The organism is Pseudotabrizicola sp., assembly GCF_030684215.1.
Lineage (GTDB): Bacteria > Pseudomonadota > Alphaproteobacteria > Rhodobacterales > Rhodobacteraceae > Pseudotabrizicola.
Map to the genome: position 1 here is coordinate 1 of NZ_JAUXOV010000032.1, position 24774 is coordinate 24774.

Consider the following 24774-nt stretch of genomic DNA (forward strand, 5'->3'; position numbering starts at 1 on the left):
GAGATCATGTTCGGAAGGCTCAAGGACTGGCGACGAGTGGCAACGCGCTACGACAGATGCCCGAAGGTCTTCCTCTCCGCTGTCGCCATGGCCGCAACCGTCCTCTTCTGGCTTTGATCATCAATGAGTCTGGAGCCTAGCATGTCACAAGTGATACATTGGACCGGACGGTAAGTCAAGTCAAAAACCAAGCGTTTCCAACAGCTTACAGTGCGCGTCGTTTACGCCTTGTTAACCAGACCGGACCAGAGGCCTATTCCCCCTGCACCCCGGTCTGACCTTCCTGCCCCTGCGCGCGCTCAATCTCGCGCCAGCGGGCGACATTGCGGTTATGATCTTCCAGCGTGACGGCAAAGGCATGTCCCCCGGTGCCATCGGCGACAAAGAAGATGTAATCGGTCGTATCCGGGTTCAGCGCGGCCTGAATGCTCAACCGCCCCGGATTGGCAATCGGCGTCGGCGGCAGGCCAGAGATGACATAGGTGTTATAGGGCGTCTCACGCCGCAGTTCACTTTGCCGGATACCACGTCCCAGCACGCCCTGCCCCATCGTGACCCCGTAGATCACAGTCGGGTCGGTCTGCAACCGCATGCCGCGTTCAAGACGGTTTACGAACACGCTCGCCACCTGCGGGCGCTCATCCGCAACCCCGGTTTCCTTTTCCACGATAGACGCCATGATCAGCGCCTCCTCGGGCGAGGCATAGGGCAACCCATCTGCCCGGCTCGCCCATAGTGCCGCAAGAATCTGCTCTTGTGCCACCGTCATCCGTGCCAAAAGCGCGGCCCGATCAGACCCTTTGTCCACCTCATAGCTGTCGGGCGCAAGGCTCCCCTCAGGTGGCACGGCAGCAACCTCTCCGGTCATGAAATCCGCGCGTTTCAATGCTTCAACCACCTGCCAGCTGGTCACGCCCTCGGCCAAAGTCACCCGGAACCGCAGGTCTGCTTCCTGGGCGACATCCACATAGGCTTGCGGCAGGGCCTCTACCGTGGGGTCAAACTTTACCACCTCGACATAGCGGTTGGTCGCCGCGTCAAGCTCGCGCAGGATCACATCGGCACTGTTCACTCCGATCCTGAAATTCAGCTCACGCCCACAGGTCGATTGCCCGCCTTCGGTCAATGACTTCAGCACATCCACCATCGAGGCAGAGGGCGGGATCAGATAGCTGCCGAATTTCAACAGCTGTGCCTTGTCGGAATAATCCGCACCAATGCGGAAAATGCGCGCATCAGACACCGCGCCCTGCGCCTCAAGCGCCCGGCTGACCGAGCTCAATGATGCCCCACGCTCCACCCGGAAACAGATCGCATCTGTCAGCGGCCCCGGCCCCTTATAGGCCTCGCGTCCCCAAGCCAGCACACCAGCAGCCACCACCAGCAGCACAATGAACAGGGTCAGCGCATTGGATGCAATCGAGCGCCACATCGCTCAGCGCACCTTGCCGACGACAAGGCTGGCATTGGTGCCGCCAAAGCCAAAGGAATTGGACAAAGCCACATCAATCTTGCGATACCGCGCCGCATTCGGCGCGAGATCCAGCTTTGGCGCGACCGCCGGATTGTCCAGATTGATCGTCGGCGGGGCAACCTGATCGCGAATGGCAAGAATACAGAAAATCGCCTCGACCGCGCCCGCCGCCCCCAGCAGATGCCCGATGCTCGACTTGGTGGATGACATCGTCGCCGCTGCCGCCGCATCGCCCATCAGGCGCTCGACCGCGCCAAGTTCAATCGTGTCGGCCATCGTGCTGGTGCCATGCGCGTTGATGTAATCAACGTCGGCGGGAGTCAGCCCGGCCCGCTTAAGCGCTGCCGCCATGCTGCGATAACCGCCATCACCATCCTCGGATGGCGCGGTGATGTGATACGCGTCGCCCGACAGACCATAGCCCAGCACCTCGGCGTAAATCTTCGCCCCGCGCGCCTTCGCATGCTCGTATTCCTCCAGCACCACACAGCCCGCACCCTCACCCATGACAAAACCATCCCGGTCGGCATCATAGGGACGGCTGGCGCGTGTCGGATCATCGGCGCGCTTGGTGGACAGCGCCTTGCAGGCATTGAACCCGGCAATCCCGATTTCCGAGATCGGGCTTTCCGCACCCCCTGCGACCATCACATCAGCATCGTCAAGCATGATCAGCCGCGCCGCATCGCCAACGGCATGAGCCCCTGTCGAGCAGGCCGTCACCACCGCATGGTTCGGCCCCTTGAAGCCGAAACGGATACTGACCTGCCCCGACACCAGATTGATCAGCGCGCCGGGAATAAAGAAGGGCGAAACCCGCTTGGGGCCCTTCTCCTTGATCAGAACAGCGGTTTCGGCAATCGACGACAAGCCGCCAATACCAGACCCGATCATCACACCCGTGCGCTCTTTGTCTTCATCCGTCTGCGGAACCCAACCGGAATCGCGCACCGCCTGTGTTGCTGCCGCCATGCCGTAAAGAATAAAATCATCCACCTTGCGGCGGTCTTTCGGCTCCATCCAGTCATCGGGGTTGAAGGTGCCGTTACTACCGTCGCCCAGCGGGATTTCGCAGGCGTATTGCGTGACAACGTTCGATGCATCAAACCGCGTGATCGGTCCGGCCCCGGACTGACCCGCCAACAGACGGCTCCAGGTTTCCTCAACTCCGCAGGCAAGCGGCGTCACCATCCCCAAACCCGTCACAACGACACGACGCATACGATGTCTCCTAAGCTCATTGAGGCTTTTTTGCCTGATACACGCGGGGCAGAGCCAGCGCAACCGCCGGGGCGGTCACGCCTTATCAACCGGCAAAAAAGAGGGGGGCCAGCCCCCCTCACCCCCCGGGATATTTTTGAACAGAAAATGGTCAGACCGGCAGAACAAGCCCGGCCTGCGCAGCACTCTGCTCTGCCCGGTCCAGAAGGCGCTGCAACATCACGCCGCGCGCGAAATCAGGGGTCGCCGGTGACTGCCCCCGGATCGCCGCGACAAAGCGTTCATAAATAGAGGGCGTCGGCGGGCAATCGATGTCTGCCCAGGTTGCGGTCAGACGATCTTCACCAATACAGGCGCGCAGATGGCTGATGTTGTTCTCGAACCCAACCTCCAGCCCACCCAGATCGCCGAAGATCCGCAGCCGCAGGTCATTCAGGTGCCCGGTGGCAAAGCGGGTGGCATGCACCACGCCCAACGCCCCGCCCTCCAGCCGGATCTGCATGGTGACAGAGTCGTTGGCATCCAGTGTGTAGTCGCCGATCACGCCCCCCGGCGCTTTGTCAAACGTAGCCAGCCGCGCCGAAACATCTGCCGCCGCCTCACCCGCGATGAAGGTCGCAAAATCCAGAATGTGAATCCCCACATCGCCCAGCACACCCTTTGAACCATGGGCAGTGGACAGCCGCCACAACCATTGCGGCTGCTCGGACCATTCCCCCCATGCGGGCTGGGTCAGCCAACTTTGCAAGTAAGAGGCCTCAAAATGCCGGACCTTGCCGATCGCCCCCTGCGCCACCATCTGCGCCGCCTGTTGCAGGGCCGCCCCGTTGCGGTAGCTGAGGTTGACCATGTTGACCACGCCAGCGGTTTGCGCCGCCACCATCATCGCCTCAGCATCCGCCGCGCTGGTGGCCAGTGGCTTTTCACACAACACATGTTTGCCTGCCGCCAGAACGGGAATGGTGGTGACAAAATGAACCGCATCGGGCGTGACATTGGTCACCGCATCAAACTGGCCCCAGCTGATCGCCTCTGCAATTGTCGCAAACCTGTTGGCAATGCTGTGCTTTTCGCAAAAGGCTGCCAGCTGGTCAGGTCGGGTGTCTACCCCGGCCACCAGGTCCACCCCATCAATCCGGGCAAAGCTCTCGGCATGGGTATTCGCCATACCGCCCGTTCCGATGATCAAAATCCGTATGGTCACCGGAACCCCTCCTCGCCATCATGGTGCAGCCTTGGCCCACGTTCTTCAATCGGCTCCAAGGCCTTATCCACCGGCACATTCGGCGCGGCCGACGCATCCACCAGCCGCGGCGCCGGGTTATGCGCCCATTTTACCGCGTTCAGGATAACCCGCTGCACATGGGCGTTGTGATAGGTCGGATAGGTTTCATGCCCCGGACGGAAGTAAAACACGGACCCCGCCCCGCGCTTGTAGGTCAGGCCAGAGCGGAAAACTTCACCGCCCTGAAACCACGAGACAAACACTGTCTCCATCGGGTCAGGCACGCCAAAAGGCTCGCCATACATTTCCTCATTTTCCAGCTCAAAGTGATCTGGCAACCCGGCAGCAATCGGGTGGCTGCGGCTGGTCAGCCAGATCCGCTCGCGCTCACCGGCCTCGCGCCATGTCAGGTTGCAGGGGCTTCCCATCAACCGCTTGAACGGTTTGGCGAAATGCGCCGAATGCAGGAAAATCGCCCCCATGCCGGACCAGACCGCGTCGCAGACCCTCTCCACCACCGTATCCGCCACGTCGCCATGGGCCGCATGGCCCCACCAGATCAACACATCGGTTTGAGCCAACTTTTCCGCAGTCATCCCATGTTCGGGGTCTTGCAGCGTAACCGTCGAGGCAGCAACCCCCGGATCCCTGTTCAGCGCATCGGCAATCGTGCTGTGCATTCCATTGGGGTAGATCCCCGCGACCACTTTGTTCTCTCGTTCGTGAACATTCTCGCCCCAGACGGTTACCCGGATTGCCATGGCGATTCCCTCCTCTTGCTTGCGCTAACACAAGAGGCATATCACGTTCCAAACCGCTTTGGCAGAGCCATCACCCCAACAGTCTGGGAACGATCGTGACAATCCATGGCGCAAGATACAACAGCAGCAAGGTTGCCATCTGAATGCCGACAAAGGGCATTACCCCGGTATAGATATGCCGCGTCGTCACCTCCTTTGGGGCCACCCCACGCAGATAGAACAGCGCAAAGCCAAAGGGCGGGGTCAGAAAACTGGTCTGCAGATTCACCGTGATCATGATGGTGACCCAGCTTGGGTCAAACGTGCCGCCATAAATCACCGGCCCGACAATCGGCACAACGATGTAGATGATCTCAAGGAAATCCAGCACGAAGCCAAGAATGAACAACACCAGCATCACGATCAGAAACGCCGTTAGTTCATTGTCAAAACTGCGCAGGAAACTTTGGATGTAATGCTCACCGCCAAAGGAGATCAGCACCAGATTAAGGATCTGGCTGCCGATCAGGATGGCAAAGACCATGCTGGTGATCTTGGCGGTTTCGCGCACCACCGACGTCAGCACCGCCGACCGCCACAGCACCCAGCAGGCATACAGAATGCCAAACATGGTAAAGCTATAGGCCGCCATCGCCACCCAGAACGCGATGATTTGTTCAGTCGTTGTGGTGCCCAGACCAAGCCTCAAATCGAAGTTGACCCCCACCAGCAGCATCACCACCAGCGCGAATGACGCGCCCGTGATGATGCGCGAATTTCGCTGCTCATCCTCAAGCCGGCGATACGCCGCAAGCAAAAGCGCGCCCCCGGCCCCAAGTGCGGCCGCCGGGGTCGGGTTTGTTATCCCGCCAAGGATGGACCCAAGCACCGCCACCACCAGCACCAGCGGCGGGAACACCACGCGCAAAATATCGTTTTGAGTCAGCATCGGCATCGCGGCCCAAACCGCATAGATGATCATGGCAAAGGGCAGCCCCAGCCACAGCAGACTGACCCCCGGTGACATCAGCGGCCCGATGAACAGCGCATCCACCGTCAGTCCCAGCGCCACCCCGGCCAGCCCGATCCAGACCGGACGATGCTCCGCCATGGGCGCCAGACCGCGCGCGGTGGTCAGCGTCAGCGCCGCCAGCAGTAGCAAGACCGCAACCCCGGTGCCAACCGGCGCACGGCTTTTCTCACGCGCCAACCGCGCAGCCTCACGCTCCTCTGCCGTCAGCGCCCGCGCCTGAGCCACGCCCCCCGCCTCGGCAATCGCCGCCTGCTCGGTCACTGCCTCATCCCAGCGCTCTTGCCCATGCAGGGCGATCATGCTGGCCTGACACTGCGCGGAGACGTTGGTGCGCAACGTGGCGCTCCGGCCTGCATCGCTGAAGCTGTCCACCGTCATGTCCTGCGATCCGATCAGGTTCATCTGTGACAGCATCAGAAACCCGCCGATCAGCGCCACCGGCACGAAAAGAAACCACCGCGTCGCCTCGCTTCGGGTGATGATCTGCCCGCTGCCTTCGGTCAGCTGAATCGCGGGTGCCTTTGACGGGTTCGCCAGCGCAAATCCAAAGGCGTAAGCCGCATACAAAAACGCCAGCAGCAGCCCCGGCAAGATCGCCGCCTGAAACAGCGTCCCCACCGACACCACTGCCGCGCGGCCCAGAAAGGTCAGCGCATCCGAACAGCCCGCCGTCTGCGCCCGCACTTCCTGACCCGAGGCATAGAGATCGCCCGCCATAGTCCCCAAAAGCACAATCACAATGGATGGCGGAATGATCTGGCCCAGCGTACCACTGGCCGCAATCACACCTGTCGCCAGTTGCGGGCTGTATCCGGCGCGCAGCATGGTGGGCAGGCTCAGCAAGCCCATCGTGACCACGGTCGCGCCCACAATCCCGGTGGATGCCGCCAGAAACGCGCCCACCACCACGACCGATACTGCCAAGCCCCCCGGCAGCGGCCCAAACACCCGCGCCATTGTAGTCAATAGATCATTGGCAATCTTCGACCGCTCCAGCACAATCCCCATCATCACGAACATCAAGACCGCCAGCAGCGTCTCAATCGACGCGCCCGCAATGACCCGCTCATTCATCCGGTTGACGATGAACGACAAGTTCCGGTCCATCGCGGTTTCCCAGCCGCCCGGAAACAGCGCAACCTCAATCCGCGGCAGCTCAGGATAGCGAAATGTGGTGATATCAATCCCCGGCACCCCTTGCGCCTGCAACGCGCGATACGCCGCTGACCCGGTATCAATCGCCTGATGAATCAACACCCCCGCCGAATCCAACGCCGCAATGATACCAAAGGCGATGATCCCCGCCCCACCAATCGCAAAGGCCACCGGAAACCCGGAAATGATCCCGCCAAACAGGCACAGGAACACGATAATCAGACCGACCTCAACGCCGTCCAGACCAAAAAGCATGGTAATATCCGTCCCTTATCGCGTTTGCAGGTCTTGGGCGCTGCCGCCCGGCGCATCCCGATCCAAAAAGCGCCCCTCAGAGTCGGGACCCTCCACGAACTCCAGATATGACCGCCAGAAAAACGCCCAAGCGTGAATGAACACCAAAGCGCAAAAACCGATCAGCAGCAGCTTGAACAGGAAATAGGCGTCAAATCCGTTGGGCGAAAACGCAATCGTCTCGACATTCCATTTGAATATCCGCGCCTTGGCCAGCAACGATTCCAGCTTGTCACTGGCCGACACCTTGGGAGTGACCAAAGACCGCCACATGAAAAACCATGAATAAAGCCAGGTCAGCACCGCCGCCGGCATCATGAACAGCATTGACCCCAGCATGTCGATCACCCGACGCGTGCGGAACCGTACATTTGCATAGACCAGATCGACCCGCACATGCCCGCCCTGCACAAAGGTGTAGGTGATGCACAGACAGACGATCATCGCGTTATACAGCTTCAGCTCTTCCGACCACCACGACAGATCGCGCATGAACGACGGCCCCGGCAGCAGCGGATAGCCAAAGGGTGCAAACGGCCCGAACTCCAGCGTCGCCACCCGGAAGATGCGTTGCAAAAAGATGATCACAATCTGCTGCAAAACCATCAGTAACCCAAACCAAGCCACAAACCGCCCGACCCCGTTGGCAAAGCCCTCCAGCCCCCGCACCATCCCCCACATGAAGCCGCGCCGCAGCATCCCGATCCCGGTCAGCACCAGAAACGCGGTGAACACCACAAAGAAAAACTCGACCGATGCGCCATAATAGATGAACCGTGCCAGCGCCTCACGGTTTGCCCAATCCAGCCACAACCCCGGATTTGCCAGCGCCACGCCAAAGTTCACAAAGGCCATGCCGATATTGCTGATCACCCACCAAATGCCGTCCAGCACGTCGCCCCCCACCCCATTCAAACGCCCATCCGACCAACAAAGCCGGAACCAACCGCCCCCATTTTCTGTTCACAAATATCCCAGAGGGGTCCGGGGGGAGGATCCCCCCGGGGTCAGCCAAAAAGCGAGGCGGCAGCAGGTCTGAACCCACCAGCGCGCCCCCCGTCCCTTACCCCAAAACGCGGTCGCGCTGCGCCGTATAGGTGCCATCCGAGATTTTCAGCCAGGACGAAGACGATTTCATCGACGCCATTGCGCTGTCATGGATCTTTTTATAAATATCATCACCCAGATTTTCGTCATGCACTGCCTTACTCGCCGCGCCAAAGGCATCCCAGACTGTATCCGGGAATTCCATGGTCTTGACGCCCGCCGCCTGCAAACGCGACAAAGCCGCGCCGTTCTGGGTCAGGAATTGCGCCAGATTCCACTGGTGCCCGTCACCAGAGACGATCTCGATGATCTTTTGCTGCACCGGGGTCAGGCTCTCGAACACGTCGCGGTTGGTTGCCAGCGAAAGACCAGCACCCGGCTCATGGAAACCTGCGGGGTAATAGATCTTGGTGATCTCTTGCAGACCCAGCTTTTCATCGGCCCAAGGTCCGATCCATTCGGTGCCATCAATCGCGCCAGACGACAGCGCCTGATACACTTCCGACCCCGGAATGTTCTGCACTGACGCACCCATCTTGCCCAGCGCCAGACCGCCCAGACCCGGCATCCGGAACTTCAGACCCTGAAAATCCTCCGGCCCGTTGATTTCCTTGCGGAACCAGCCACCACCCTGGCCGCCGGTGTTGCCCGCAAGAAACGACTTGAGGCCAAAAATCTGGCCCAGTTCGTCATGAAGCTCCATCCCGCCATCATGGTGATACCAGTTGGTCAGCTCCTGCGCGGTCATGCCAAAAGGCACAGCCGTAAAGAAGGCATAGGCCGGGTGCTGGCCGACGAAATAGTAATCCGCCCCATGATACATATCCGCCTGACCCGAGGTCACAGCGTCAAATACCTCAAACGCACCCACCAGTTCGCCCGCCGCCTTCAGGTCCACCGTCAGCTGGCCATCGGTCAGCGCGGTGATCATATCGGCGCAGCGTTGCGCGCTGTCATGCACGCCGGCAAGCCCACGACCCCATGTCGTGACCAGCGTCAGCGTGCGGTTGCCTTGTGCATACATTGGTGCGGCCAGCGTGGCAGCAGCAGCAGCGGTCGCGCCCCCAAGCGCGGCCTTCGTCATAAAGGAACGACGGTCCATCGGCACTCTCCTCCCGTTTTAAGAATTTATCCTTGGACGGCCTCCACCATCCCAGTTTGATGACATTATCGTCATCATTTTCTTGCGAAAATACCGACTACTACGCATACGCCGGGCAAAACCCGGCAAAATTTCGCACCGCGAAAAGATCCCATTGAAAAGGCACAGAAAAAAAATCCGGCCACGCCCGTTGACCCGGCCCGCATCCCCCAGCACTCTGCCTGCCAAGTTTGGGAGACCAGCATGGCCACAGGCCACGGCAACAGACGCAGGCTCAGCTATGGCCAAAAGGTCTTTCTTCTGGCCACGCTTCCTCTTGTGCTGGCCATGGCCATCCTGTCGGTTCTGGTCACGCGTGAGGCGCGACAGATGTCCGAGCGTGAGATCGCTATGCTGGAGGCGCAACTGATCGCCACCAAACAAGCCGAGCTGCGCAACTACCTGTCCATCGCCCGAACGGCCTTTGGCCCGATCTATGGCAACGCTTTGCCCGATGACAAGATCGCCAAAACCCGCGTGGCGCAAATTCTGGCCGCAATGACCTACGGCACCGACGGGTTCTTCTTTGTCTACGACTACGATGGGCGCAACATCGTCAGTCCGCGTCAGACATGGCTGATCGAGCAGAACTGGGCCGGTCTACGCGACACAGAAGGCACACCCGTGGTTGACCGCCTGATTGAGCTGGCACGCCAGGGCGCGGGGTATCACAGCTATGTCTGGTCAAAACCCTCAACCAAGCGCGAGGGGCGGATGATCACCTATGTCATCGGGCTGCAAGACTGGCGCTGGGCCATAGGCACCGGGGTTTTCATCGACGACGTGCTGACCTCGGTTGCCGCCGCCCGCGCCGAGACCAGGGCAAGGGTCACCCGCACTTTCCTTTATATCGGCGCGATCACCGTTGCCTCTGTCTTCGTCGTCTTTCTGTCGGGTCTGTTTCTGAACCTGCGCGAGCGCCGTCTGGCCGACCAGAAACTAAAGGCCCTGACCCAGCGCATCTTTGATACTCAGGAAGAAGAACGCGGCCGCGTCGCGCGCGAACTCCACGACAGCATCAGCCAGATCCTTGTTGGCGTGCGATACACCCTCGAACTCGCCCGCCGCAGACTGACCACAGGCGACGCCCGCGCGGGCGAAAGCCTTGGGCAGGGCATCGAAAACCTGAACGGCGCCATCCAGGAGGTGCGCCGCATCAGCCGTGATCTGCGTCCCGGTGTGCTGGATGACCTTGGCCTTGGTCCTGCCCTGCAATCTCTGGCCGAAGAATTTGGCCGCCGCACCGGCATCACGGTCGATTATGCCACCAACCCCTTTCGCAACCGTCTGGACCCCGACGCCAAAATCGCTCTCTACCGCATCGCCCAAGAGGCGCTGACCAACATAGAGCGCCACTCCGGTGCCACCCACGTCAAGATGCTGGTGCGCGGAACCAAGGATGGCGCAGTCGTCAGGATCGAGGACAACGGCAACGGCATGCCCCAAAACCGCCGAGACGGGCTTGGCCTGCGCAATATGGCCGAACGGATGGAACGGCTTGACGGCACGTTGCGCATCCTGTCAACCCGCACGGGCACCTTGATCGAGGCGCAGGTGCCGCTGTCACACATGCTTCCCCCCACCGGAACCGCAGAGGCCCAAGGATGACCCCACGATGACTCACGCCCCAAAGACCCGTGTTCTGATCGTTGATGATCACCCCATGGTGGCCGAAGGCATCCGCGCCATTCTGGAAACCTACGACGATATTCTTGTTGTCGGCACCCTGTCGAATGGCCGCGACGCCATCGACCGCGTGGCAGAATTTGATCCCGATGTAATGCTGCTGGATCTGAACATGCCGCAGATCAGCGGCCTGACCGCAACCGAGATCATTCTGGAACGCCGCCCCGACACCCGCATCCTGATCCTTTCAATGCACGACAGTCCGGAATACATCACCACCGCGCTCAGCCATGGTGCCATGGGCTATCTGCTCAAAGACGTGCCGACCGAGGAAGTAAAACTGGCCATAGACACCGTGATGCAGGGCCATCGCTACCTGTGCACCGGGGCCAGCCAAAGCCTGAAGCCCGCAGGTGACGGCGCACGCGAACCGTTGACCAGCCGAGAGCAAACCATCCTTTTGGAACTGGCGCAGGGCCGGTCCAACAAAGAGGTGGCCATCGTGCTGGATATCTCTGTCCGCACGGTGGAAACCCACCGCAAGAACATCAAACGCAAACTGGGCATCGCCTCTACCGCAGGCCTGACCCGCTACGCCATGGAACACGGCGTTTTGCAGGGCACCGGGCAGGGAAGATGACACCCCCGCCCGCCGTGCTGGGACTGATCCCCCGGCGTCGCCTGACGGGCGGGCACCGCAATACGGTATGGCTTTGCGACGGACCCGGTGGCGCGGTCGTCGCCAAATCCACCCGCAGGACCGAAGCGCAATTGCGCTGGCTTTTCCCCCTGCAAGCAGCCGCGCGTGCCGCAGGCTTTCAAGTGCCCGTGCTGCAGCAAGACCCATCCGGCAACCTGCTGCATCAGGGCTGGACGATCGAGCCTTGGGTCGAAGGCACCCACCCCGCAGACATGACAGACCTTGCGCCACGCATCCGTGCGTTTCTCGCGGCATGTCCGCTTTTGCCGCAACGCCCCGGCTTTTGCGCCTTGGCCGACCTGCTTACGCAGACCCGCAGCGGCGATATTGACCTCGCCACCCTGCCCGCCGATCTCCTGCCCCGCTTGCGCAAGGCCTGGAAGGCTGTTGCCAAAAGCCAGACCCAACCGATCCATGGCGATCTAGGCGCAGCAAATCTGATCCTGTCAAATGACGGCCCCTGCCTGATCGACTGGGACGAGTCTCGTGTTGATCTGCCCTGTCTCGACCTGATCCATGCCACCGAACAAAGCACTGCCGCCCAAAACGCCCATCTGGCGCTGGAAATAGCCTCTTGCTGGCAAACCGAACCTGATCACGCGCGAAAGCTGCTGGCTGCGTCATGCTTTCAGGGCAACGTTGCCCCTTAATTGCAAAACACGCGGCGGAACCCACCCTGCCCCCCTTGCATTTTATCCGGTCGCACCAAAGTCATGCCCACATCAGCCCAGCAAATTGCGCTTTGGGCCAACAATAACCACCGGGGAAGCTATCTTGACCTACATCCTGTTTTGCATCGGCCTTGTCGCCTTGTTCCTTGGCGGTGAATATCTGGTGCGCGGCGCGTCCAACATCGCGCGGCACTTCAACCTGTCACCCATGGTGATCGGTTTGACCATCGTGGGCTTTGGCACCTCGGCCCCGGAACTGCTGGTTTCGGTTCAGGCCGCCCTTGCAGGCCAGCCCGCCATTGCCATCGGCAATGTGCTGGGGTCAAACATCGCCAACATTCTGCTGATCCTCGGCACCTCGGCCGTCATCGCGGCTTTGATGATCCCCATTCGCAAGGTCTGGCGTGACCTTGGCATCATGATCGTGGCCACCGCTGCGCTTTGGGTCATGCTGCTGGATGGTGTGATCTCGCGGATGGATGGTGTGATCCTGCTGATCGGGCTGGCGGTGTTCATGATCATGGCCTTTGTGCTGGGTAGAGAGGAGCCCGATCTTGACGCTCTCCCCCCCGCTGCCATGCCCATATCCGTCGCCCAGACCGTGGGCGGGCTGATCGTTTTGGTCATCGGCGCACGCCTGCTGGTCGACAGCGCGACCATCATCGCGCAGTCTTTCGGCGTGTCCGAAGCCGTGATCGCCCTCACCGTGGTCGCGGTCGGCACCAGCCTGCCTGAACTCGCCACTAGCGTGATTGCGGCGTTTCGCAAGCAAACCGAGATCGCGGTCGGCAATGTGATCGGGTCGAACATCTTCAACATCTTTTCGATCCTCGGCATCACCGCGCTGATCACCCCCATTCCAGCCGATCCGCGCTTTGCCAGCGCTGACATGCCATGGGTCGCCGGAACCGCAATCGTGCTGGTGCTGTTCGCGGTGCTGCTCAAAGGCATTCCCCGTCTTGCCGGTGTGGCTCTGCTGGCAGTCTATGCCGGATACGTAGTCCTGATAATGACCTGACGATCAAACGCGGCCCGGCAGGTGGCGACTCACCACCTGCCGGGTGCACTGTCAGCTCGGTCATTTTCCATTAGTTTCCTTGATCTGCGACAAAACGTAACATAAAACCAAAAATAGCCGGTCTCTGCGACAGATTATTCGCTTTTTTGGTGTTGACGCCCCCAATCCGTCACCATAGTTTGCCCGGCGTAAGGCAGAGGGGGCGGCGATGCTGCATATTCTCGTACTTGGGGGTTTTTGGCGCATGGGCCGGTAACGGTTGACCATAACAGGTTCCCATGCGCCCCCGGAAACCCCGGGGGCTTTTTGTTGCGACAGATACAGACGACCAAACACTGACGACCAAACACGGACTGGCACAGACGGAGAGACGGACGATGACAAAGTCAATGACGGGCGCACGGATGGTGGTGCAGGCGCTGAAGGATCAGGGCGTCGAAGTGGTCTTTGGCTACCCCGGCGGCGCAGTCCTGCCGATCTATGACGAGATTTTTCAGCAAAACGACATCCGCCATATCCTTGTGCGGCACGAACAGGGTGCGATCCACATGGCCGAAGGCTATGCGCGGTCAACCGGCAAGGTGGGCGTGGCGCTGGTAACCTCTGGGCCCGGTGCAACCAATGCGGTGACCGGTCTGGTTGATGCGCTGATGGACAGTATCCCGATTGTGGTGCTGACCGGTCAGGTGCCCACCTTTGCAATCGGCACCGATGCCTTTCAAGAAGCCGACACCGTGGGCATCACCCGCCCCTGCACCAAGATGAACTGGCTGGTAAAAGACACAGCAAAGCTGTCTGAAACCATCCACAAGGCGTTTCACGTCGCCCGCTCCGGTCGCCCCGGTCCGGTGCTGATCGACATCCCCAAGGATGTGCAATTCGCTGACGCCGAATATGTGCCTGTCGAAAAGATCAAACCCATCCATTATCAGCCAAAGGTAAAAGGCGACATTGACCAGATCACCCGTCTGGTTGAAATGATTGAGACCGCTGAACGTCCGGTGTTCTACACTGGCGGCGGCGTGATCAACTCTGGCCCCGCCGCCAGCCAGCTCTTGCGCGAACTGGCCGAGGCGACAGGCTTTCCCGTGACCTCGACCCTGATGGGTCTGGGCGCCTATCCGGCATCGGGCAAGAACTGGCTGGGCATGCTTGGCATGCATGGGCTTTATGAAGCGAACCTTGCCATGCATGGCTGCGATCTGATGATCAACATCGGCGCGCGCTTTGACGACCGCATCACCGGCCGGATCAAGGATTTCAGCCCGCATTCACGCAAGGCGCATATCGACATCGACGCGTCATCAATCAACAAGGTCGTGCGTGTTGATGTGCCGATCCTTGGCGATGTCGGCCATGTGCTGGAAGACCTGCTGCGGATCTGGAAATCACGCGGCCGCAAGGTCAACAAGGCGGGCCTTGCGACATGGTGGAAGCAGATCAACGAATGGCGGGCGGTGAAATGCCTGACCTACAACAACAGCGCCACCATCATCAAACCGCAATATGCGCTGGAACGGCTGGAAGCCCTGACCAAGGGCATGGACCGCTATATCACCACCGAAGTGGGCCAGCATCAGATGTGGGCCGCTCAGTTCCTTGGGTTTGAAGGCCCAAATCGCTGGATGACCTCTGGTGGTCTGGGAACGATGGGCTATGGCCTGCCCGCATCCATCGGCGTGCAGATCGCGCACCCCGACGCGCTGGTGATCAACGTGGCGGGCGAGGCGTCATGGCTGATGAACATGCAAGAAATGGGCACCGCAATGCAGTTCCGCGCCCCGGTCAAGCAGTTCATCCTGAACAACGAACGCCTTGGAATGGTGCGTCAGTGGCAGGAATTGCTGCATGGCGAGCGCTATTCGCAGTCGTGGTCGGAATCCCTGCCCGATTTCGTGAAACTGGCCGAAGCCTTTGGTTGCAAGGGCATCAAATGCAGCGACCCCAAAGATCTGGATGACGCCATCATGGAGATGCTGCGCTACGACGGCCCGGTAATCTTTGATTGCCTTGTCGAGAAGCATGAAAACTGCTTCCCGATGATCCCGTCGGGCAAACCGCACAACGAGATGCTGCTGGGCGATGCCGATACCCAAGGCGTGATCGAAGCCAAAGGCGCGGTGTTGGTGTGATGGTTTGCTGCGCACAGTTCCGGTGCGTGTTTTCTTGCTGAGAACCCCGGGGGCCTTGCCCCCGGACCCCCAGAGTATTTTTGCCAAGATGAAAGGGCAGGCCCATGTCGCCGCTCAATATCAAGACAGGCTCGACCAGCCATTCCGCCTATGACCTGCGCGACCCTCATGCCGAGGTGATCGAGGCCCACACTTTGGCCGTGATCGTCGACAACGAGGCCGGGGTGCTGGCCCGTGTGATCGGGTTGTTTTCAGGGCGCGGGTATAACATTGACAGCCTGACCGTGGCCGAGGTGGATCATACCGGGCATCTGAGCCGGATCACCATTGTCACCCGTGGTACGCCGCAGGTGATCGCTCAGATCAAGGCGCAGCTGGGTCGTATGGTTCCGGTGCATGATGTGCATGACCTCACCGAAGAAGGCCCTTCGGTGCAGCGTGAGCTTGCGTTGTTCAAGGTCGCGGGCCGTGGCGAGCACCGGATCGAGGCGCTGCGTCTGGCCGAGATCTTCCGCGCGCATGTGGTGGATTCGACGCTGGAGTCTTTTGTGTTCGAGATGACCGGCACGCCGGAAAAGATCGACAGCTTTGCCGAGCTGATGCGCCCGCTTGGTCTGCGCGAGATTGCGCGGACCGGCGTGGCGGCCCTGTCACGCGGGGTCTGAGGTGCCGGGGTTTGGGCGTTTATCGGGATACAGATAATCGCGCGTGCGCGGCACCGCATCCGGGTGCCGCGCAATCTGCATCTGGAACAGCACCATGCCCATATGGGTAAAGCTGACCTCGGCCGCGACCAGATACCACCACCACATGCGGATGAACCGGTCATCGAACATGGCGCGCACCTGTGGGTCATGCGCGCGGAACCTTGCCTGCCACTGGCGCAGTGTGCGTTCGTAGTGGCCGCGCCAAACCTCCAGATCCGTGACCACCAGCCCCGCGCGTTCAACGCGGGGGATCACTTCGGAATAGGCGGGAGCGTAGCCGCCCGGAAAGATGTATTTCTGAAACCACGGTGACAGCACACGCGGCGGGGTATGACGGCCGATGAAGTGGATCAACCCGATGCCATCTGGTTCAAGTATGGCGTTAATCTTGTTGAAGTAGCTTTGATACTGCGGAACGCCGACATGTTCCATCATGCCGACGCTGACCACTCGGTCAAAGCGGTCGGGCACATGGCGATAGTCTTGCAAGCGAAACGACACCCGGTCTGACAGGCCCATGCTGGCCGCGCTGCTTTGCGCCGCAGCCAGTTGCACCGCTGACAGGGTGATCCCAGTCACCTGCACCCCATGATGGCGCGCCAGATACAGAGCAAGCCCCCCCCAGCCGCAGCCGATATCCAACACCCGCAAGCCCGGCCGCAGGCACAGCTTGGCCGCGATATGCGCCATCTTGGCTGCCTGCGCCTGCTCCAGTGTCGCGTGCTCGTCGCGGTAATAGGCACAGGTGTATTGCAGGTCTTCTTCCATAAACAGCCGGTAGAACCCGTCGGGAATATCGTAATGGTGCTGCACCCGCCGCCGCGACGCCCCCAGCGTGTTCCACTGCATCAGCCCTTTGGTCCGCACCCGCAGCCGATGCGCCAGCCGCATCGGCAGGGGCAGTTGCCCGGCCAGAGCCGAAGCCGCTGCGATCTGCAAAAACTGCCGCAGGTCATCGTCGGATGCAAAGCGCAAACCCCCCGCCATGTAGCCTTCGCCCAAGGCCATCTGTGGGTTCAGCAGGATGCGGCGTGGCAAAGCCGGGTCAAGGATCTCCACCTGCGCTTGCGGCCCAGAGCCGGGGCCGTAGCTGCGCTGCGTGCCATCTGGAAAGCGGACATGCAGACGACCGTGCCGGATGCCCCGGTGCAGCACAGCCTGCAATGTCCTGATCCACATACGCTGCCCCCGCACGCACCTATGTCTTGTGACACCAGCGTAGTAAGACGGGGGTGGTTTAGGAAAGCAATTTCAGCGGCCTTCAAACTCTGCCGGGCGTTTGTCAAGAAAAGCCACAACGCCCTCCATGAAATCGCGGGTCTGCCCACATGCGCCTTGCAGCCGCGCCTCCAACGCCAGTTGCGCCTCCAGATCATTGGCATAGCTTTGGCGCAGCGCCTGTTTCACGCCGCGGTAGGCCACTGTTGGCCCCTGGGCCAAGGCCCCTGCCCGCCTGGCGATATGAGCAGCAAAATCGGCATCCGGCACCGCTTCCCAGATCATGCCCCAGTCGGCTGCCTGCTGCGCGCTGATCTTGTCCGCAAACAGCATCGCGCCCATGGCTCGTGCAAAACCCATCTGGCGTGGCAACCAATAGGTGCCGCCCGCATCAGGCATCAGGCCGATGCGGGTAAACGCCTGAATAAAGCTGGCACTATGCGCCGCGATCACCACATCGCAAGCCAAGGCCAGATTGGCCCCCGCCCCAGCCGCCGCCCCGTTCACCGCCGCGATTGTCGGCACCGGGCAATCCATGATCGCGCGCAACAAAGGCTCGTATTCGTCGCGCAGTGTGCGTTCCAGATCAATCTCGGCGATCTTGGCCCGGTCGCCCAGATCCTGACCCGAGCAAAAGGCGCGGCCCTGCCCGGTCAGCACGATCACCCGCGCCGATTTTCCGGCATAACGGAAAGCGTCCAGCAGTTCCGCCCGCATCTGGGTAGACAGCGCATTCATCACCTCGGGCCGGTTCAGGGCAAGCGTGGCGATGCCTCTGTCTTCGGTCACGGTGATCGTCTGGTATTCCATCTGGGCCCCCTTGCGTTTGCGCAACAGACTAACCGCCCATGCGCGCAAGAAAAGGTCAAACGCCGCGTCACTTATCAACGCGTCACTTTTCCAGCAGGTCTCGCAGCCGCGATTGTTCATCAGCCGATAGGGCCTCTGCAGGGACCACACCCCGACCACGCTTGCGGATATAGGCGAAGGCCCCGATCCCACCCACCAGCAAAAGACCCGGCCCGGCCAGCCACAAGATCAGGTTGGCACCTTCGGCCTTTGGGCTGAACAGCACAAATTCGCCATAGCGGCTGACAACAAAATCGACCACCTGCGCATCGGTGTCGCCTGCCATGATACGTTCGCGCACCACCAGCCGCAGATCTCGGCTGATCGGCGCGTTGGAATCGTCGATCGATTCCCCCTGACAGACCGGGCAGCGCAGATTGCGGCTGATGGCGCGCGCCCGCGCCTCCAGCCCCGCGTCGGCCAGCACCTCATCGGGCTGCACCGCAAAGACCGGCGACAGCGGGGCAAAGGCCAGCAGCAACGCAAGAGCCATGCGTTTCATTGCCATCACTCCGCCGGAACCGCGCCTGCGCGGCGCGAAGCCCCCGCAGCCACCCGATAGCGCCTGTCAGTCAGGCTGAGCAACCCGCCAAAGGCCATGATCAGGCAGCCCGCCCACAACCAATTGGCAAAAGGTTCGATATAAGACCGCACCGCATAGCCACCACCCACCTGCGGATCACCGATCACCAGATAGATGTCGCGCCAGAAACCATAGTCGATCGCGGCTTCGGTCGTTGGCATCCCCTGCACCGGATACATCCGCTTTTCCGGGGTCAGCGTCGCCACCATCGCACCATCACGCCGCACCTCCATTGTGGCCATGGTGCTGAAATAATTCGGCCCCCGCACTTCGTCGACCGAGGTCAGCGTGACCTCATAGGGCCCAAGCGCATAGGTGCCGCCCTCTTGGACAATGCGGATGTCTTCGGTCTTCCACGCCAGCATCGCGCAAACGGCAAACATCGTGATCCCCATGCCCGCATGCGCCGTGGCCTTGCCCCAATCGGCGCGCGGCAAACGGCCCAGCCGGGCAAATCGGCCCGCCACTGGCCCGCGCCCGGTCCGGCTCCACAGATCAACGACGGCGCCCAGCACAACCCAGATCCCCAGCGCCACACCTACAGGCCCGAGTGCCGTGCGCCCGGTCTGCATCGCCCAGACCAAAGACCCCGCAGCAAAGGCCAGCAGCATCGCCGGTATCAATGGCCGGAAGCCGCGCATGATCTCGCCGCGTTTCCAGGGCATCATTGCGCCGATGGGCAGGATCACCGCCAAGGCGACCGCAAAGGGCGAAAAGGCCGCGTTAAAAAACGGCTCTCCAACGCTGAGCGTGCGGCCAAAGAACAGCTCGGCCAAAAGCGGCCAGATCGTGCCGATAAACACCACAAATGCCGCCACTGACAGCAAAAGGTTGTTAGCCACCAGCGCAGATTCGCGGCTGACCATGGCAAACAATCCCTTGGCCTCCATCGAGCCCGCACGGAACGCAAAGAGCGTCAGCGCGCCGCCCATGAACACCGCCAAAATCATCAAGATGAATACCCCACGCTCGGGGTCATTGGCGAAAGAGTGGACCGAGGTGATCACGCCCGAACGCACGATAAACGTGCCGATCAGCGAAAAGCCAAACGCCATGATCGCCAAGAGGATTGTCCACGCCTTCAGACTCTCGCGCTTTTCCACCACGATCGCAGAGTGCAACAGCGCGATGGCCAAAAGCCACGGCATGAATGATGCGTTCTCGACCGGGTCCCAGAACCAGAACCCACCCCAGCCCAGCTCATAATAGGCCCACCAAGACCCCAAAGCGATGCCGATGGTCAGGAAAATCCATGCGGCAAGGGTCCATGGCCGCACCCACCGCCCCCATGCCGCATCCACCCGCCCCTCAATCAGGGCGGCCACAGCGAAGGAAAACGCCATGCTCAGGCCGACATAGCCCAAATACAGAAACGGCGGATGAAATGCCAAACCGGGGTCTTGCAGCAGCGGGTTCAGGTCAAGCCCGTCGAGAGGCGGCACCGCAAGGCGCAAGAACGGGTTCGAGGTGAACAGCATGAACATCAAAAACGCCACACCGATCGAGCCTTGCACCGCAATCACGCGGGCCTTCAGCGTCGGCGGCAGATTGTCGCCAAACCACGCAGCACAGGCCCCGAACAGCGCCAAAATCAGCGCCCACAGCAGCAAAGACCCTTCATGGTTGCCCCACACCCCCGAGATCTTGTACAGCATCGGCTTAAGCGTATGTGAATTCTGCACCACCAGAACCAGCGAAAAGTCTGATGTGACAAAAGCATAGGTGAGCGCCGCGAAACTTGCCGCGATCAGCACAAACTGGATCATCGCCGCCGGTTCCGCCACCGCCATCAGCGCGGCATTGCGCCGATACGCGCCCCACATCGGCACCACCGTCTGCACGACAGCAACCGCCAGCGCCAGAACCAACGCAAAGTGACCAAATTCAACGATCATGCGATCCTCCCAATATTCCAACCACCTTAGGCCGAAACCTGCCCACACACCATGGGATGTGCGCCCGTGTCGCGGTCACAGTTGCGCGGGCTGACCGCCCAACCCAGATCCAGCACTCCGGCGCGACGGATGGTGGGCGGACGGGAAATGACGACGTCCGGCGCCCCCCAATAAGCGTTGGGCACACCAGAGGGCAAAAAAGCACCAGATGACCACGGACAGAGCATCAATTTACTCGCGGCTGCCTATGGAATATTTATCATAGCATAGCGCGTCTGGCCAATTCTCTGAAGGAGCAATCGCTTTATGCTCGCCGCCCCTGACACCGCTAACCAAGAAGACTATCAAACAATTCGTTCCGTGCATGATCGGGACGCGGCGCATGTCGTGGCCAACCTTGCGTCGACGTATCAGGGGTTAAGTTCCAGCGAATCCGAGCGCAGATTTCGACAGCATGGGCCCAATTCCATACCGACCGGCACCCGGCGTCACCCGGTCCTTCGGTTCCTTGGGCATTTCAACAACGCGCTGATCTACTTCCTTCTCGCCGGGGCCGCGGCAGCAGCGGCATTGGGGCATGTCATCGACACCGGCGTGATTCTTGCGGTCGTTCTGGTCAATGCCGTCGTGGGCTTCCTGCAAGAGGGCAAGGCCGAAGATGCCCTTGCAGCAATCCGCAACATGATCGCGCCAAAGGCCAGTGTGCTGCGCGACGGCAAGCGCGTCAGTGTCCCGCAGGCCAACCTTGTTCCCGGCGATGTTGTGCTGATCGAGGCGGGCGACCGGGTTCCCGCAGACCTGCGCCTTTTGCGTGCCCGCAGTCTGCGGATCGACGAGGCGATCCTGACCGGAGAGTCCGTGGCCGCGACCAAGCATACCGACCCCGTTGACACGAACGCAGCCCTTGGCGACCGCCGGTCGCTTGCCTTTTCCGGCACTTTGGTGGCCACCGGGCAGGGAACGGGCATCGTCTATGCCACGGGTTTGCAAACCGAGATCGGTCGCATCAGCGAGTTGCTGGGCGGTGTCGAGGAACTGACGACCCCACTTCTGCGACAGATCAACCGATTTGGTCAGCGGTTCACCCGCTTCGCTTTTGCGGGCGCGGCGGTGCTGTTTGTGTTTGCGGTCACGCTGCGCGGCTACCAATGGGACGAGGCGCTGATGGCTGTCGTCGCGTTGGCGGTCAGTCTGGTGCCAGAAGGCTTACCTGCCGTCATCACCATCACGCTGGCCATCGGCGTGCAGCGGATGGCATCACGCAACGCCGTAATCCGGCGCCTTCCGGCGGTAGAGACGCTGGGGGCGACCTCGGTCATCTGTTCCGACAAGACCGGGACGCTGACCCGCAACGAAATGACCGCCCGTCGTGTCGTGACGGTGGGCGAGACGCTGATCGTCGAAGGGTCGGGCTATGCGCCCGGTGCCGACCTTCTGTTCCCCGACACGGATCCGGTGGACAATGCGGTGCTGCTGCTGATCCGCGCCGGACTGTTGTGCAACGACGCCCGGCTGCGCACTGACGCGACAGCGTGGCATGTCGAGGGCGACCCGATGGAAGGGGCCCTTGTCACGCTGGCGATGAAGGCCGCATTCGATCCTGAAACCGAGCGCGCGGACTGGGCGCGCAGCGACGAGATCCCCTTTGATGCCGCGCATCGGTTCATGGCCACTTTGCACAGTGTGTCGCCAGCCGAGCATGTGGTGCTGGTCAAGGGGGCGCCAGAGGCCGTTCTGGCCATGTGCGCGCGGCAAGAGGCGTCTGATGGGGCGACGGCGCTGGACTCGGGTTACTGGTCGGACCAGATCGCACAAGCCGCCGCACAGGGCGAGCGGGTGCTTGGCTTTGCCATGCGCCACATGCCCGAGGGAACGGCGCGCATCGATTTCCCCGATGTCGAAACCGGGCTCACCTTTCTTGGCATCGTCGGCTTCATCGACCCGCCACGCGAAGACGCGATCGCTGCCATCGCGGAATGCGCCTCGGCGGGGATCGGCGTGCGGATGATCACGGGCGACCATGCCGCCACCGCCAAGGCCATCGCGCGCCAGCTTGGCCTGGGCGACGATCCTGCCGTGCTGACGGGTCATGATCTTGACCAGTTGTCTGGCGATGACTTTGCGCAGGCCGTCCGCGACACCATCGTGTTTGCGCGCACCAGCCCCGAGCACAAGCTACGCATCGTGCAGGCGCTTCAGGCCGAGGGGCGGGTTGTCGCCATGACTGGCGACGGGGTGAACGACGCACCCTCGCTGAAACAGGCGGATGTGGGCATCGCGATGGGTGTCAAGGGCACCGAGGCCGCCAAGGAAGCCTCGGAGATGGTGCTGATGGACGACAATTTCACCTCCATCGTCGCCGCTGTGCACGAAGGCCGCACGGTTCATGACAATATCCGCAAGGTGGTCGGCTGGACGCTGCCCACCAACGGCGGCGAGGCGCTGACGGTGATCCTGGCGATCCTGTTCAGCTTTGCGATGCCGATGACCCCGGTGCAAATTCTCTGGGTGAACCTGATCCTTGCCGCCACGCTGGGCCTTGCGCTGGCCTTCGAGCCGTCCGAACCGGAGGTCATGCGCCGCGCGCCGCGCCGTCCGGATGCGGGGCTGCTGACGCCTTTCATCCTGTGGCGGGTGATCATCGTGTCGATCATGTTCGCCGCGATCTCGCTGGGCGTGTTCTTCTGGGCGCTGGAACAGGGGCGCGATCTGGAAACCGCCCGCACCATGGTGGTGAATACGCTGGTAATCTTGGAAATCTTCTATCTGTTCAGCGTGCGCTTTCTGCACATGACGTCCTTCACCTTCACCGGGGTGAAGGGCACGACGCCGGTGTGGATCGCGCTGGCGGTCGTCGTGACAGGCCAGCTTGCCTTTACCTATCTGCCGATCATGAACACGATCTTCGGATCTCGCCCGCTGACATTTGCAGAGGGGGCGTTGATCGTTTCGCTTGGGGCGGCAAGTTTTGTTCTTTTGGAGTTCGAGAAGCGATTTGTCCGCGACAGGTTTCCTGACGAGTAGAAGTCGCCAACGCCATCATCCCACTGGCGGCACGGCAAGGATGTCGATCTCGAGACTGCTCATCAGTTCCTGCGCGACGCTGCCGAGAAGCAGTCTCTTGACTCCGGCGAGCCTCCGGGTGCCGATTACAAGCAGGTCCGGTTTTGCCCGTTCGACGATGTCGGCCAGCGCGCCTGCGCCAAGGCCCTCGACGATGCGGGCATTGTAGCTCAGGTCTCCTCACCCGAGATCCTGAATGAAGGGTGCCACGTCGCGTCGCGTGTCTTGGAACTCACGTTCCGCTACCTCGGCGACTCGGTCCTGAGTGATGCCCATGTAGATCATCATCGGTCGGACAATCGGTGCGTAAGCATGGACAAAAGTCACCTCGGCGCCGTCAAGAAAGCCGAGAGCATGCGCCGTGCGCGCCAAGAACGATGAGGTCAGCGTCGCAGACCTGCGCCACTTCGCTGATGACCTGAAACGCATCGCCCGCCCGGGTGAAAACATCGCAAGCCTTTGGCTTTCCGAAGGCAGCCAGCTGCCCGTCAGGGTACTTCTGAACGCTCCGCATCTCCTCCTGCAGGCGGGCTTCAGTTTGATCGTCCTCTACTACATGCAACACTGCATGGCGGGCCTGCGCTGCCTCGGCAAACAGAAGCGCGCGCCAGACTGCGGGTTTGGATCCGCTCGACAGGTCAGAGGCGGCAAGCAGCGATGTCAGCACGACGACAGTACCTTCCTGTGTTCTCCTGTCCCACGTCGTTCACCTGTCCCACGTCATCGTGACAAGCAACTTTCATCTATGGTATAAAGGTATTGCGGAAGATGCCTGAGCTGGTTGCCCGGTTGGCTTTCCAAATTTCGTGTACCGAGTGCCCGCGATCAAACGCACCTTGACCCTACCACGCCAGTCATCGCCCCCGATCTGATCTGCATCAAGGCCACCAATCTTTGGTTCAGCCAGACTGCAAGGCGTGGGGATGCCTGCTTTGGGGCCGCCAATCGTGCCCGGCACAGTTTTGATTGGGATGCGACATGG

General features: G+C 61.0%; 23 protein-coding genes and 1 pseudogene. 9 read left to right on the forward strand and 15 right to left on the reverse strand.

The genetic code is table 11. The features are described from left to right. Nucleotides 1-117 (forward strand): annotated as a pseudogene (locus Q8K08_RS05105) (IS5/IS1182 family transposase); the annotation flags it as partial. A 136-nt stretch (nt 118-253) separates the two neighbouring features. Here the strand turns inward: Q8K08_RS05105 and mltG are convergent. From mltG to Q8K08_RS05140, 7 genes are all read right to left on the reverse strand, one after another. Further along, nucleotides 254-1432 (reverse strand): endolytic transglycosylase MltG, encoded by a 1179-nt coding sequence (mltG, locus tag Q8K08_RS05110; protein WP_305249380.1) that lies wholly within the window; start codon nt 1430-1432, stop codon nt 254-256. Nucleotides 1433-1435: 3 nt separating this feature from the next. Next, a complete protein-coding gene (fabF, locus tag Q8K08_RS05115; protein WP_305249381.1) occupies nt 1436-2695 on the reverse strand; it encodes a beta-ketoacyl-ACP synthase II in 1260 nt (419 codons plus the stop codon). Nucleotides 2696-2846: 151 nt separating this feature from the next. Continuing rightward, the gene (locus Q8K08_RS05120) at nt 2847-3899 is read right to left on the reverse strand and encodes a Gfo/Idh/MocA family protein (protein ID WP_304798180.1); all 1053 of its coding nucleotides are present in this window, start codon (nt 3897-3899) and stop codon (nt 2847-2849) included. Next, the gene (locus Q8K08_RS05125; protein WP_305249382.1) at nt 3896-4681 is read right to left on the reverse strand and encodes a ThuA domain-containing protein; all 786 of its coding nucleotides are present in this window, start codon (nt 4679-4681) and stop codon (nt 3896-3898) included. Before Q8K08_RS05125 ends, Q8K08_RS05120 begins: the two co-directional genes overlap by 4 nt. 70 nt (nt 4682-4751) lie before the next feature. Beyond that, nucleotides 4752-7103 (reverse strand): TRAP transporter large permease subunit, encoded by a 2352-nt coding sequence (locus Q8K08_RS05130; RefSeq protein WP_305249383.1) that lies wholly within the window; start codon nt 7101-7103, stop codon nt 4752-4754. Nucleotides 7104-7118: 15 nt separating this feature from the next. Further along, complete coding sequence (locus tag Q8K08_RS05135; protein WP_305249394.1) at nt 7119-7997, reverse strand: TRAP transporter small permease subunit; 879 nt, start codon at nt 7995-7997, stop codon at nt 7119-7121. Between the two features lie 208 nt (nt 7998-8205). Further along, entirely contained in the window at nt 8206-9291 is a 1086-nt protein-coding gene (locus Q8K08_RS05140; RefSeq protein ID WP_304803834.1) for a TRAP transporter substrate-binding protein, read from the reverse strand. 243 nt (nt 9292-9534) lie between these two features. On the opposite strand from Q8K08_RS05140, the gene Q8K08_RS05145 reads away from it, so the two are divergent. From Q8K08_RS05145 to ilvN, 6 genes are all read left to right on the forward strand, one after another. After that, nucleotides 9535-10938, forward strand: a complete 1404-nt coding sequence (locus Q8K08_RS05145) for a cache domain-containing protein (protein WP_304803836.1) — start codon at nt 9535-9537, stop codon at nt 10936-10938. Between the two features lie 7 nt (nt 10939-10945). Further along, the gene (locus Q8K08_RS05150; RefSeq protein ID WP_305249384.1) at nt 10946-11596 is read left to right on the forward strand and encodes a response regulator transcription factor; all 651 of its coding nucleotides are present in this window, start codon (nt 10946-10948) and stop codon (nt 11594-11596) included. Continuing rightward, on the forward strand, nt 11593-12306 hold the full coding sequence (locus Q8K08_RS05155) for a phosphotransferase (protein ID WP_305249385.1): 714 nt from the start codon (nt 11593-11595) through the stop codon (nt 12304-12306). The genes Q8K08_RS05150 and Q8K08_RS05155 overlap by 4 nt, the downstream gene beginning before the upstream one ends. A 124-nt stretch (nt 12307-12430) precedes the next feature. Next, a complete protein-coding gene (locus Q8K08_RS05160) occupies nt 12431-13345 on the forward strand; it encodes a calcium/sodium antiporter (RefSeq protein WP_305249386.1) in 915 nt (304 codons plus the stop codon). A 377-nt stretch (nt 13346-13722) separates the two neighbouring features. Continuing rightward, nucleotides 13723-15477 (forward strand): acetolactate synthase 3 large subunit, encoded by a 1755-nt coding sequence (locus tag Q8K08_RS05165; protein ID WP_305249387.1) that lies wholly within the window; start codon nt 13723-13725, stop codon nt 15475-15477. Nucleotides 15478-15581: 104 nt separating this feature from the next. Continuing rightward, complete coding sequence (gene ilvN, locus Q8K08_RS05170) at nt 15582-16142, forward strand: acetolactate synthase small subunit (RefSeq protein ID WP_304802763.1); 561 nt, start codon at nt 15582-15584, stop codon at nt 16140-16142. Here the strand turns inward: ilvN and Q8K08_RS05175 are convergent. From Q8K08_RS05175 to Q8K08_RS05195, 5 genes are all read right to left on the reverse strand, one after another. Beyond that, the gene (locus Q8K08_RS05175; protein WP_305249388.1) at nt 16128-17363 is read right to left on the reverse strand and encodes a class I SAM-dependent methyltransferase; all 1236 of its coding nucleotides are present in this window, start codon (nt 17361-17363) and stop codon (nt 16128-16130) included. The genes ilvN and Q8K08_RS05175 overlap by 15 nt on opposite strands. A 72-nt stretch (nt 17364-17435) precedes the next feature. Next, nucleotides 17436-18212: an enoyl-CoA hydratase-related protein gene (locus Q8K08_RS05180; RefSeq protein WP_304798512.1), complete on the reverse strand. Its 777-nt coding sequence runs from the start codon at nt 18210-18212 to the stop codon at nt 17436-17438. A gap of 82 nt (nt 18213-18294) precedes the next feature. Then, nucleotides 18295-18753: a cytochrome c-type biogenesis protein gene (locus Q8K08_RS05185; protein ID WP_304798529.1), complete on the reverse strand. Its 459-nt coding sequence runs from the start codon at nt 18751-18753 to the stop codon at nt 18295-18297. A 5-nt stretch (nt 18754-18758) separates the two neighbouring features. Further along, nucleotides 18759-20729, reverse strand: coding sequence for a heme lyase CcmF/NrfE family subunit (locus Q8K08_RS05190; protein ID WP_304798515.1), 1971 nt, complete (start codon nt 20727-20729; stop codon nt 18759-18761). A 26-nt stretch (nt 20730-20755) separates the two neighbouring features. After that, nucleotides 20756-20914 carry a hypothetical protein gene (locus Q8K08_RS05195; protein WP_305249389.1) on the reverse strand — a complete coding sequence of 53 codons (159 nt, stop codon included), beginning with the start codon at nt 20912-20914 and terminating at the stop codon, nt 20756-20758. Between the two features lie 175 nt (nt 20915-21089). On the opposite strand from Q8K08_RS05195, the gene Q8K08_RS05200 reads away from it, so the two are divergent. Beyond that, the gene (locus Q8K08_RS05200) at nt 21090-23753 is read left to right on the forward strand and encodes an HAD-IC family P-type ATPase (protein WP_305249390.1); all 2664 of its coding nucleotides are present in this window, start codon (nt 21090-21092) and stop codon (nt 23751-23753) included. Between the two features lie 15 nt (nt 23754-23768). Here Q8K08_RS05200 and Q8K08_RS21935 read toward each other — a convergent pair whose 3' ends face one another. From Q8K08_RS21935 to Q8K08_RS05210, 3 genes are read right to left on the reverse strand one after another with little or no spacing between them, the layout of a single operon-like run. Continuing rightward, entirely contained in the window at nt 23769-23966 is a 198-nt protein-coding gene (locus Q8K08_RS21935) for a universal stress protein (protein WP_370870516.1), read from the reverse strand. A 6-nt stretch (nt 23967-23972) separates the two neighbouring features. Further along, entirely contained in the window at nt 23973-24119 is a 147-nt protein-coding gene (locus tag Q8K08_RS05205) for a hypothetical protein (protein ID WP_305249391.1), read from the reverse strand. Between the two features lie 10 nt (nt 24120-24129). Then, entirely contained in the window at nt 24130-24459 is a 330-nt protein-coding gene (locus Q8K08_RS05210; protein ID WP_305249392.1) for a universal stress protein, read from the reverse strand. A 114-nt stretch (nt 24460-24573) separates the two neighbouring features. Here Q8K08_RS05210 and Q8K08_RS05215 point away from each other — a divergent pair. Then, nucleotides 24574-24774, forward strand: a 201-nt coding sequence (locus Q8K08_RS05215) for a hypothetical protein (RefSeq protein WP_305249393.1), incomplete at its 3' end; no start/stop codon positions are given.